Origin of the sequence: Ensifer sp., from assembly GCF_035999135.1 — a bacterium.
Lineage (GTDB): Bacteria > Pseudomonadota > Alphaproteobacteria > Rhizobiales > Rhizobiaceae > Ensifer.
Genome location: NZ_DASYGZ010000012.1, coordinates 1 through 12039, shown reverse-complemented (window position 1 = coordinate 12039; position 12039 = coordinate 1). Strand labels below are relative to the sequence as shown.

General features: G+C 61.7%; 10 protein-coding genes. 6 read left to right on the top strand and 4 right to left on the bottom strand.

The genetic code is table 11. From position 1 onward, the window contains the following. From VGO12_RS00865 to VGO12_RS00850, 4 genes are all read right to left on the bottom strand, one after another. Nucleotides 1-1647 (bottom strand): TonB-dependent siderophore receptor (locus VGO12_RS00865; protein ID WP_327510869.1); only part of this gene is annotated, 1647 nt, incomplete at its 3' end. Between the two features lie 308 nt (nt 1648-1955). After that, nucleotides 1956-2825 carry a MurR/RpiR family transcriptional regulator gene (locus VGO12_RS00860; RefSeq protein WP_327510868.1) on the bottom strand — a complete coding sequence of 290 codons (870 nt, stop codon included), beginning with the start codon at nt 2823-2825 and terminating at the stop codon, nt 1956-1958. A 238-nt stretch (nt 2826-3063) separates the two neighbouring features. Then, nucleotides 3064-4392: an aminotransferase class III-fold pyridoxal phosphate-dependent enzyme gene (locus VGO12_RS00855; RefSeq protein ID WP_327510867.1), complete on the bottom strand. Its 1329-nt coding sequence runs from the start codon at nt 4390-4392 to the stop codon at nt 3064-3066. A 63-nt stretch (nt 4393-4455) separates the two neighbouring features. Further along, nucleotides 4456-5574, bottom strand: coding sequence for a C45 family peptidase (locus VGO12_RS00850; RefSeq protein ID WP_327510866.1), 1119 nt, complete (start codon nt 5572-5574; stop codon nt 4456-4458). A 131-nt stretch (nt 5575-5705) separates the two neighbouring features. Here VGO12_RS00850 and VGO12_RS00845 point away from each other — a divergent pair, with 131 nt between their 5' ends. From VGO12_RS00845 to VGO12_RS00820, 6 genes are all read left to right on the top strand, one after another. After that, nucleotides 5706-6617 (top strand): GntR family transcriptional regulator, encoded by a 912-nt coding sequence (locus tag VGO12_RS00845; RefSeq protein ID WP_327510865.1) that lies wholly within the window; start codon nt 5706-5708, stop codon nt 6615-6617. Between the two features lie 138 nt (nt 6618-6755). Beyond that, entirely contained in the window at nt 6756-8315 is a 1560-nt protein-coding gene (locus VGO12_RS00840; protein WP_327510864.1) for an ABC transporter substrate-binding protein, read from the top strand. Nucleotides 8316-8330: 15 nt separating this feature from the next. Then, nucleotides 8331-9275 (top strand): ABC transporter permease, encoded by a 945-nt coding sequence (locus VGO12_RS00835; RefSeq protein WP_327510863.1) that lies wholly within the window; start codon nt 8331-8333, stop codon nt 9273-9275. Next, the gene (locus VGO12_RS00830; RefSeq protein ID WP_327510862.1) at nt 9272-10090 is read left to right on the top strand and encodes an ABC transporter permease; all 819 of its coding nucleotides are present in this window, start codon (nt 9272-9274) and stop codon (nt 10088-10090) included. Before VGO12_RS00835 ends, VGO12_RS00830 begins: the two co-directional genes overlap by 4 nt. Next, entirely contained in the window at nt 10087-11700 is a 1614-nt protein-coding gene (locus VGO12_RS00825; RefSeq protein ID WP_327510861.1) for an ABC transporter ATP-binding protein, read from the top strand. Before VGO12_RS00830 ends, VGO12_RS00825 begins: the two co-directional genes overlap by 4 nt. Nucleotides 11701-11850: 150 nt before the next feature. Continuing rightward, nucleotides 11851-12039 (top strand): aldehyde dehydrogenase family protein (locus VGO12_RS00820; protein ID WP_327510860.1); only part of this gene is annotated, 189 nt, incomplete at its 3' end.

The window sequence follows — 12039 nt, the reverse complement described above, 5'->3', positions numbered from 1 at the left end:
ATCGGTCCACAGCCCCTCGCCGACGATGTTGCGGCTCAGATAGAGTTCCTGGTCGAAATCGATGAAGAAGGCGGTCAACTCGCCACTCAGGGCATCGCCTTCGTAGTGGGTGCCGATTTCGTAGGTCTTTGCCTTTTCCGGATGCAGGCCGTCCGTGGTCGACGCCAGATGGCTGTACTGCTGCGGCCCGAAGGAAACCCCGGCATTCGCAAAGACGCTCCACACGTCATTGACCTGATAGGCAACGGAGAGTGTGGGAAGAAGCTCGTTCGCATCGATTTCAGGTGATCGTTTGCCTGTCACCGCGCCGCCGGCAAGATCCGTGACCGTATTGTCCGTGCTGATCATCTCGTAGCGGATGCCGGGCGTGATCGTCCAGTTTCCGATGCCGATCTTGTCGTCGATGTAGACGGCATGCGCCGTCGTGCCGCCCTCGCTCGTCTGGTAGGTGTTCATCGACAGATCGTATGGATTGGTACCGGAAGCGCGCGTGTAGAAGCCTGTCCGCGCAGCGACTTCGGAACTCTCCTCCCAGAGATAGCGATAGCCGACGGTCACTTCGTGCGTCGTGTCTCCGAGCTCGAAAAGGCGCGAGTAGCGCGGCTCGATGCCGAAATATTCGTAATCTCGCGGCGCGGACGTGAGGCGGTATCGGCCCGCATTGGTGCCTGTGCCCTGCTGTTCGACGTGGCTTCCGCGGAAGGAGTTCACATAGTAGCCGAGCACTTCGAAATTGTTCTCGCCGTCGTCGTGCTGATAACGCAGCGAGATGTCATTGCGGCGTCCACTGAACTCGTCGTAGCGACGCGTCGACTGGAAGGGGTCCTCGGCATATTCGGCGGTCGTCAGGCCGCCGGGCATGCGGCCCTCGCCGCTATAGTGGTGATACTGCAGGCCGATCGTATCGCTATCGGACAGCTCGTACTTGCCCTTGAGGATAAGGTCGTCGATGTCCGTGCGATCGTTGCCGTCGCGGTAGCCTTCGCCGTGAATGCCGGAATAAAGAAGCGCCGCACCGAGCCCGTCGTCATTGGTGCCGCCGACAAGCAGGCTGGGCGTCGCCTTTACGCCACCATTGGCCTCGGCACCCGACGAGATCCGGGCCGTGAATTCCTCCGGGATCGGGTGCGTGACGAAGTTGATGATCCCGCCGACATTCTGCGGCCCGTAGCGGACGGAGCCGGCACCACGCACGACGTCGATCGCTTCAACATTGCCGAGCGTCAGGGGAAACAGCGACAGCTGCGGCTGGCCGTAAGGCGCATAGGACAGTGGAACACCATCCATGAGCACGGTCGAGCGCGGGGAAAGCCGGGAGGTCAGACCACGCACACCGAGGTTCAGCGAAACGTCGCTGCCGCCGGTTCCGCTGCTTTCCTGGACCTGTACGCCCGGGATCTGGTTGAGCGCATCGCGAACATCCATCGCGCCGCGCTCCTCGAACTCCTCCTTGTCGACGATCGTACGGGCGCCGGGATGCTTCAGCATCTTCTCCTTGTTGGGCTCTTCCAGCCAGTTGCCGATGACGGTAATCGCCTCGAGTTGCGTTGAGCTCCCCTCGGTCGCGTCCTGGGCAAATCCCTGTATCGGAATGATTGCAGCGGAAGCCAGCAGCGCCGACCTGATAAAGTTGCGATTGCGAAACATCGGTCCCCCGATTGAAAAGAACGTGCCGACACCGCGCGCGACGACCGTTCGCACGAGGCTGAGACTTCAGAAATGGAATGATGACGCGTTGAGAGCTTCGACCGCATTGACGGCCGAGATCTCTGCAAGCGCTAGCGTCTGGGATTTCGGAGATTTTTCATTCGCAGCCCCCGTCAGGCAAAGCAGAAGACCGCGACGATTGCGGCCATGTCGGAGCTACTACATTATTGAATGTGCACACTTCAATAAAACATTACCATCTTACTCATATTTTTTAGAGGCGCCAAATTTAGAGGGCTGGCACACCGCTACGGCAGACGTCCCCGCAGATCGGCGAGACGTTCCCGCGTCTCCAAGGCGCGTCCCTGGTTACGAGCGGCAATGCCGTAAGCAAGCATGTCCGAGACGACGATTGCCCCGAGCGTCCAGCTCGCAAGCCCCGTCGCGGATCCGACGCAGGTGAGGACAGCCGAGACTTTCTCCCGGTAGAGGTCCGTCAACTGTACGCCGCAAACCAGGACCACAAGACAGCCGAGCTTTTGGGCATGATCGACGACGAGCCTGAGCTCTCGCGTATCGCGCGCCGTGTGGAAGAGCACGATGACATCGCCGGCACGCAGGTCGATCAGTTCGTTTGCCAGGGAAAAACCCGACGATCCGGTATGACGTGTGCGCAGCCCAACGCGGCTGAGCGCAATCGCACAGTGCCGCGCCTCCACTTCCGATCTGCCGATCCCGATGCACCACACAGTATCAGCCTGATCGAGGAGTTGCGTCGCATGGGAGAGCTGGGCAACGTCCAGCTTCTCCTCACAGGAATCCATGATCTCGTGTACCGTGGAGAACACCCGCTTCTTGATTGCGGCGATATCATCGCCGGTCGCACGAAAACGCTGTGACAGACGCTCCGTGGTGGGCACGCTCTTTGCCATGGCACGGCTGCACAGTCTCTTCAGCTCCGGCAGCCCAGTGAACCCGAGCCGTCGTGCGGCCCGGATAACCGTCGCATCGCTGGTGCCGCTCCTGGCCGCAATGTCCTCGGCATTCTGGAAAACGAGCTCGTCGATCGGTGTTGCCAGGAGATACTCGGCAACCGCAAGCTCAGAGCGGCTAAGCTTGGCCTTGTGCTGCTGGAATCGATCTTGAAGCGTATTTTGTCCATCCAAAGCCGTGTGCATCCCGTTGTGTCGTTGTTGAGGGGCCCGGAACGTCTATAGCAATTTGCCAATTCATCGAATCGCCGGCTCTCAGGTTCTTTCCTGCCAGCTCTACTTCTAGCAGCACACACTCAACGAAGTCACCGGTCTGCAGGCTCGGCCTTTCTCGTGGCTGAACACGACCCATCCTTGCGATCGCCGGCACGGCGAACAGCCCGCCGCCTCCGGGAGCCGCCGTCCATCAATGGCGACTGCAGCTTCAGTCCGCCTTCAGCGCGGCCTCAATGGTCGCAAAGATCATCTCGACCTCACCCTCGCCGATGGTAAGCGGCGGCGACAGCACGATCGTGTTTGCCACCGGACGAACGAGCACGCCGTGTTCGTAGCAGTACTCGTAGACTTTCCTGGCGAGCGCCTTGCCACTGACGGGATCCTCTCCAAGCTCGATGCCAGCGAGCAGTCCGAGGTTGCGAATATCGACGACACCTGGAAGGCCCTTGAGGCTGTGGGCACATGTTTGCCAATGCGCTTCAAGCCGCGCTGCCCTTTCGAACAGACCTTCGGAAACATAGACATCGAGCGAGGCGAGGCCGGCGGCCGCTGCCAGCGGATGGCCGGAATAGGTGTAGCCGTGGGACAGTTCGACGGCACCCGAGGCCGCTCTCCCGGTGACTGTGTCGTAGATTACGCTTGAGGCGATTACGCCGCCCATCGGAACCGCGCCGTTGGTCATGCCTTTCGCGATCATCAGGAGGTCGGGTTTGACCCCGAAGCGATCGGCTGCAAAGGGTCGGCCAAGCCGGCCGAAGCCGGTGACGACCTCGTCGAAGATCAAGAGGATGCCGTGGCGCGAGCAGAGTTCACGCAACCGCTCGAGATAGCCGACCGGCGGTACGAGCACGCCGGTCGAACCGGCGACAGGTTCGACGACGACTGCTGCGATCGTCGAGGCGTCGTAGGTCGCGATCATCTGTTCGAGTGCATCGGCAAGCTCTGCACCGTGGCGAGGCTGACCGAGGCTGAAGGCGTTCCTTGCCGGATCGTGCGTATGCGGCAGGTGAACGGCGCCCGGCAAGAGCATGCCGAACTGCTTTTTGTGCGGCCCCATCCCGGCCGCAGACAAGCCCCCGAAGCCAACGCCATGATAGCCGCGCTGGCGCCCGACGATGCGCTGGCGCTGCCCCTCTCCCCGAGCGTGATGATAGGCCAGCGCAATCTTGATTGCCGTATCGGCGGCTTCGGAACCGGAATTGGTGAAGAACACGTGGTTCATATCCGCCGGAGCGATCGACGTCAGCCGATTGGCGTATTCGAAGACCAGCGGATGCCCGAGGCCAAACGAGGAGGCGAAGTCGAGCCGCGCCGCCTGCTTCTGGATGGCTTCGACGATCCGCGGATGACCATGTCCGGCGTTGACGCACCAGAGACCGGCAATGGCGTCGAGCAGGCCATGGCCGTTGCTGGTAAAATAATAGAGCCCCTCGGCATGCGAGATCAGCGCCGCATTCGCCTTGAAATCCCGGTTTGCCGTGAACGGCATCCAATAGGCATCGAGGCTGTTCGGTCCGGGCGTGGTGAGCGTATCCATGTGATTGGGCCTTCGTTGTCAGATCGTCGAGCAGGCGCGCCGGCGAGGTGCGTCGGCAGGCCTTCAGGCGGCGATTTCATCCTGGTAGGTCGGGTAGCTCTTGAAGCTCGGATTGTCGGCCGGCAGCACAGCGAGTTCCATTTCACCTGCCGCCGGCCGCATCACGATGGTCGCGACCGTCGCCGAGACATGGCCGCGGGACGAACGATGTGGCGGACGGCAGACGGCGTAGGGGTAACCGAACTTGTCGGCAAGTGCGGCCTTGACCTCGGTGACCCCGATCTTGTCGGACCTTTCGAGAATGCGGCGAACGCGCCAATCGCGGTAGAAACTGTCCGACCAGCTCGAATGGGCATGCTCGCGCAGTTTCAGAAGCGCCGTCTGGCTCTGCCAATGGTTGGCATGTACGATGAGATCGTTTTCCGGATAGATGTTGAACGCTTCGTCCGGCGCGCATTCGAAGCTGACGGCAAAGCCATCCTTGTGGCTGACAATGATGTTGTTCGACGCCGACTTTCTCGTTCCAGCCACCGCGCGCATCGCCATCGCCAAATGTTCCTGCTGCAGAACCATGCGCCGGATGAGCGCCAGCGGCACGCCATCACCGTTAAAGTCACGATCGCTCTCGAGATAATTGGCCGTAACGGCGATGCCCCTGTCGTTCATGCCGCTGCGCGCGAGGCCGCCGGCCTCGGTAAAGGTCTGGTAGGACGGACCTTGATCAGGCTTGACGCGCAGGACGATCGCCGTCTCCGCGCATTCTGCCATCCAGTCCCAGTTCTGCGCGTGCACGAGCTCTCCGGTGGCGCTGCGCTCAGGCAGGACAACGACACCGGTGCAGCCATCACCCGAATGCTCGGCCCTCGCCGCCTGCGTCCTTCGCGCCCTCGCAAGGATCTCGGTGCGGGCATTGATCAGCACGACGTGCTCGAACGGCAAGTCCGCACCTTCGGCGATGCCCTTCATCTCCACGACGAAATTCGGGTCGAACGCCTCGATAAGCGGAACATAGCCGGTGACGATCGACGCCAGGTCGTCGGCCAAGACACCGAGCGTCGCGAGCCGGCCGGCGTAGAGTTCGACACTACGACGCACACGGTCCTTCGCCTGCTGCCCATACTGACGGCCGCGCTCGAGCGGAGCTCCTGCGATCGAAACGAACGGAAATGGTGCGGCGCTCATCTGTCTTCTCTTTCACTCATTGTTGCGTTTTGTGAATTTAAAATGCACTATCGCAAACAATTGTCCAGAGGAAATCGAACAGCTATGTCAGAAGCGCACCCCAAAGACCGATCAGACCCTGGAGCCAGTTGATGAGCACGGATAGCAGCCCGAGCGCGCTGCAGATCGACATTGCCAGGCAGATCCTGCTGCAGGCACAAAAGGAAGGCTGGCGCGCCGGTCATCCGATTGTGGAGAAGACCCTGGCGACGATGTTTGGCGTTTCGCGCACACCGATGCGGGCCGCTCTCGAGATCCTTGCGTCCAAGGATCTGGTGCGCCTCATCCCCAACAAGGGCTTTGTCGCCGCCACCGATCTCGGCACCGACACCTACATCGAAACGTTCAGCGAGAGCGAAACGGAACGCCTTAAGCAGCAGATCCTGCGCGACCGCTCGGTCGGCACCATTCCACAGGAAGTGTCAGAAAACGAACTGACGGAACGGTACGGCATTGCGCGCGGAACGATCCGCAAGGCGTTGACACAACTGTCCTCGCAAGGCCTCATTCACCGCCAGCGCGGCCACGGATGGGCGTTTGTCGATTCACTCGACAGCGCAGAAAGCCTGGCGGAAAGCTACAGGTTTCGTATCGCGGTCGAGCTTGCGGGCCTTGCCGAGCCGAACTACCGCGCCGATCCGGATGCGCTTAAGGCCCTCATCGCCGAACACGAAAGCATGCTCGACCAGATCAATGCCGCCGGCAGCATCACCCGCGACAGTTGGCTGAAACTGAACGCCTCCTTTCACGAGACGCTCGCCACCTGGTCCGGCAACCGCTTCATCCTGCAATCCGTGCGCATGCAGAACGACCTCAGACTACTGCGCGAGTCCTCGGTATTCGACCGGCTCCGCCCCGAGCGCATGGAGAGATCGCTGAAGGAGCACATCCAGATCCTCAGATACATCGGCTCGGGCGAGACCGAATTCGCCCAACTTGCGCTGCGGCGCCACCTAGAATCGACGCTGCAGAAGGTCGAGGACCGCATCCGCAGCGAAAGATAACCCCTCTCGAGAGCGCATTTGCCTCCTCATTTGCAGAGGCGGAAAAGGTTTGCGATTTTTCGTATTGCATTATGAGCAAACAAAAGGCACAGTTCACTCAACCGGAAAAACCGGAAAACCACAAAGAGGAGAACTGAGGTGAACCGTAGACAGAGACTGGCCGCGTCGGCCGCAGCAATAGCGCTGACCTTGGCCTGCGGCCCGGCCGCTGCCGAAACGCTGAAGATCGCACTCAATGCCGACATCCGCAGCCTTGACCCGGGCGTCAACCGAGACGCCAACAGCGACGCCGTCGTGTTGCACATGGTCGAGGGTCTCGTCGCCTACAGCGAGGACGCCTCGGTAAAGCCGCTGCTCGCCAAGGAGGTCGCGGTCTCGGACGACGACCTCACCTACACCTTCACGCTCAGGGATGGCGTCAAGTTCCATAACGGCAACGTGCTCACTTCGGCCGACGTCGTCTGGAACTGGAACCGCTACATGGACGAAGCCACGAAATGGCGATGCCGTAACGACTTTGCCGATGGCGGCGCCGCCCATGTCGTATCCGTCACGGCACCCGACGACAAAACCGTCGTGTTCAAGCTAGAAAAGCCGAACGCTCTTTTTCAGGCAACGCTTGCCAGAACCGACTGCGGCATGACCGGCATTCTCGATAAATCATCGTTCAACGCCGACGGCTCGTTCAATGTGCCTGTCGGCACCGGTCCCTTCCGCTACAAGGAATGGCGTAAGGGCGAATTCATCGACCTGGAAGCCTTTGCCGACTACGCGGTACGCGACGAAGAAAAGCGGGACGGCTACACCGGCGCCAAGCGTCCGCTCGTCGAGGCCGTCCGCTTCGCCGTCATTCCCGATCGCTCCTCCGCCAAGGCTGCCCTGCTCAATGGCGACATCGATATCGTACCCGACGTTCCCTATGCCGACGTCGAGGAGTTCAAGCAGAACGCCGATACAGCGGTTTCGCTGGCGACCAATCCCGGCATCGTCGCGCTCCTGTTGCAGACACGCGATCCCTTGCTCAAGGACATGCGCATCCGCAAGGCGATCGCCATGGCTCTCGACACCAAGACCATGGTCGAGGGAATCACGCTCGGCCTCGGCAAGGCCAACAACTCGCTGATACCGCCGACCTCAAAGTACCATTCGCCGGCCCAGACCCAGGGCTATAGCTACGATCCCGAGGCGGCAAAGGCGCTCCTGCGGGAAGCCGGTTACAACGGCCAACCGATCAAGCTCATCGCCAATACGCGCTATTCCAACACCTACGACGCAGCAATCGTGGCACAGGCAATGCTGCAGCAGGTCGGCATAACCGCTGAACTCGAAGTGCTGGAGTGGGCGGCACAGCTCGACCGCTATCAGAGCGGCAACTATACGGCGATGGTATTTCCCTATTCGGGACGCTACGACCCGGCGCTAACCATGGACTCCGTCATGGGCAACAAGGACAAGGAGCCGCGCAAGGTCTGGGACGATCCAGAGGCACAAGCCATGCTCGCCGATGCCGTGCGCTATTCCGATCCGGCCAAGCGCCAGGAGCTCTTCGACAAGCTGCATGCGCGCTTCCTGGAAACCGTGCCCTTCATCATGCTCTATAACGGGCTCGAGGCGTCGGCCTACCAGAAACACGTCCAGAACTACGCGGCTTCGATCTTCTCCATGCCCAGGGCATGGGAAGTCACGATCGCCGAGTAAGAGGGTCCGGTCGAGATGCTGCGCTTCATCCTGTCGCGAATGGGAATGGCCGTTCCGACGGTCTTCCTCGTCGCCGTCGTCGTCTTCTTCCTGATCCGCCTCGTTCCTGGTGATCCGGCGGCACTCCTGCTTGGAGACATGGCGTCGCCTGAGAGCGTCGCCGCCCTGCGGTCGGATCTCGGGCTGGACAAGAACATCCTGGCGCAGTTTGCGATCTGGTTGACCAACGTGTTCCAGGGCGATCTCGGGACGTCCATCACGACGAAGGAGCCGGTGGCCCATCTCGTCATCGAGCGCTTCAAGGTGAGCGCCGGCATCGTCCTCGTTGCCGTCGCCCTTGCCTCGCTGGTTGCGGTCCCCGCCGGCTTCATTGCCGCGCTCCGGCAGAACTCGAAGCTTGATCTGACGCTGGTATCAGTTGCGGCCTTGCTCTTGTCGATCCCGACCTTTTGGCTCGGCCTCGTCATCCTGCTCATCTTCGGCCTCAAGCTCGGTTGGTTGCCGGTGGTCGGTTACGTATCGGTTGCCGAAGACCCGAGCCGGGGGCTGCTTTACGTGCTGATGCCGATCCTCACGCTGTTCCTGCACGAGATCGGCGTGCTCGTGCGCATGGCCCGTGCCTCGGCGCTCGAAGTCCTAAGGCTCGACTACATTACCCATGCGCGCGCCAAGGGCCTTCCCGAGCGCACCGTGTTGTGGCGACACGTGTTTCCCAACGCCTTTGCGCCGACGCTCACGCTGATCGGCCTGGTGCTTGGCAACATGCTGGGCGGTATCGCCGTCGTCGAGACCGTGTTCACCATTCCCGGCCTCGGGCGCCTTCTGGTCGATGCGATCTTCGGCCGTGACTATCCGGTAATCCAGGGATGCCTGCTGTTCATCGCTGTCATCTACGTGCTGGTCAATCTGATCGTCGACCTGTGCTATCCGCTCTTCGATCCGCGAGTGAAAATCACATGAAGACCCTTTCTGCCAATGCGATGGTTGGCGGCCTGTTCGTCGGCGCCTTCGTGATCGCAGCCTGCATCGGTTCGGTCTGGACACCCTACGATCCGATGGCACTCGACATGAAGGCACGCCTGGCCGGACCATCGATCCAGCACCTGCTCGGCGCGGACGAGTTCGGGCGCGACGTGCTCAGTCGTCTGATGCTCGGCGCCTCGGCAAGCGGCATCGTCAGTCTCGCGACCGTTGCGATTGCGACCGTTCTCGGCACCGCGCTGGGCTCGATATCAGGTTATCTCGGCGGATGGACGGACCGGGTGCTCGTTGCCGTCACCAACGCCCTGCTCGCTTTCCCCGGGATCCTGCTCGCACTCGGCCTGCTGGCGATCTTTGGCGCGAACAAATATGGCATCGTGCTGGCGCTCGGCATCGCCTACACGCCCTCGGTCGCCCGGATCGTGCGCGGTACCGTGCTTTCGCTCAGGGAGCGGGAATTCATCGATGCCTCGCGTGTATCAGGTGATTCCGAGATGTACACGCTGCTTCGCCACATCCTGCCCAATTGCCTTGCCCCTTTGACGGTTCTGTCGACATCGATGTTCGGCTGGACCCTGCTTTCGGAGAGCGCACTTTCCTTCCTTGGCCTCGGTGTACCCCCACCAGCGCCGACCTGGGGCAACATGCTGGCCGCTGCCCGCCCTTACCTCGCCCAGGCCGCGTGGCTTGCGATCTTCCCGGGCCTTTGCATCTCGATCGTGTTGCTCGGTATCAATCTGCTCGGCGACGCGCTGCGGGATCGGCTCGATCCGAAAATGAGAGGCATGCAATGAACACGCCAACCCTCCTCACCGTCGACCGGCTGGTGCTTGGCGCCACGGCCGTCGCCACCCAGGTCGTCAGCGGCGTCAGCCTGACGCTTCGCCGCGGCGAGCGCATCGGTATCGTCGGTGAATCCGGCTCCGGCAAGTCGATGCTGATGCGCGCCGTCATCGGGCTGCTTCCAGCCGGAATCTCCAAGCTCGGCGGCATCGTCCGGTTCGAGGACCGCGACATGGGAGATCTTCAGCCTGAAGAACTGCGCAAGTTGCGTGGCAAGGGCATAGGCCTCATCTTCCAGGAGCCGATGACCTCGCTCAACCCTGCACTCACAATCGGCCGGCAACTCGAGGAGGGTCTGGCGCTGCACACAGCGATGGACGCCGCGGAACGCCGGATCGCAATCCTTGCAATGTTGCGGCGGGTCGGCATTGCCGATCCTGACGCCGCCGTCCGTGCCTTTCCGCACGAGTTTTCAGGCGGCATGCGTCAGCGCATCATGATCGCATCCGTCATGCTGCTCGAGCCGGCACTGTTGATCGCCGACGAGCCGACGACCGCGCTCGATGCGGTCGTCCAGCGAGAGGTGCTGGAACTGCTGCATGCCCTGGTCGAAGAGAAAGGCACCGCAATGGTGCTCATCAGCCACGACATGGCGATGGTGGCCCAATACACCGATCGCGTGTTGGTCATGCAGAAGGGCGTCTGCGTCGAGGAAGGAGCGACCAGCGAGCTGTTGCGCGCGCCGCGCCATGATTACACCCGGAAACTTTTGTCCGCCCTTCCCCGGCGCGCGCCGGCTCGGTCAGTCGTGCCGCGGGCACCGCTTGCCAGCGTCAGAAACATGAAACTTGCCTATGGCAGCGGCAGCAGCGCCAAGGCCGTGTTGCACGGCATTGACCTGGACATCCATCCCGGCGAGATCGTTGCGCTGGTTGGAGGTTCGGGCTCCGGCAAGACGACGCTTGGCCGCATCATCGCGGGGCTGCTGCAGCCGAACGAAGGCACACTGACCTTCCGCGGTCAGGCCGTGAACCGGAAAAGCGGTGCCTACGCCGATTACCGTGCCAATTGCCAGATGGTGTTTCAGGATCCCTACTCCTCGCTTGATCCGAGGATGCGTGTCCGCGAGATCGTCGCCGCGCCGCTCAGGCACGAAAAGTCGATGCTCTCAACCGCCCGCCGCGACCGGGTGATCGAAGTCTTGAGCGAAGTCGGGCTCGGTCCGCAATTCGCCGATCGTTTTCCGCATCAACTCTCTGGCGGACAAAGGCAACGTGTCGCCATCGCCCGTGCGCTCGCTCGCCGGCCGGACCTCGTCATCGCCGACGAAGCGGTCTCGGCTCTCGACATGACCGTAAAGGCCCAGATCCTAAAACTGTTGTCGCAGTTGCAGGAGCAGCAGGGATTTGCGTGCCTCTTCATCTCGCACGACCTTGGCGTCGTCGAACAGATCGCCGATCGCGTCGTGGTAATGCATGGCGGCGTCATCGAGGAACAGGGCAGCCGTGACGACATCTTCGACCGGCCGACGTCATCCTACACGAAGAAGCTCCTGTCGGCGGTTCCCATGCTTACTCCGGCTGCCGGCGGCGGCATCGACCTCGTCTGGCGAGCGGCTTAGCCCAGGCGTTCAGCAGCAGCGGACGGACGATATGTATCGGCTGCCTTGCTGCCAATGTTGGCGTTCAAGAATGCCCGGCAAGGCCCACCGGCCCGATCATGCCACCACGCGCGAACCACGCGACGACCAGCTTTCAGCAAAGGGTACCCCATGGCGCACTATCCGGACATTCTCCTCCACATCGACGGCAACTGGCGTGCGGCGCGGTCCGGCAAGAGCATTCCGGTCATCGATCCGGCGACCGAGGAGACGATCGGCCAGGTGGCCTGGGCCGAAATCGACGATCTCGATGAGGCGCTTGCCGCCGCACAAAAGGGTTTCGAGGTGTGGCGCAAGACC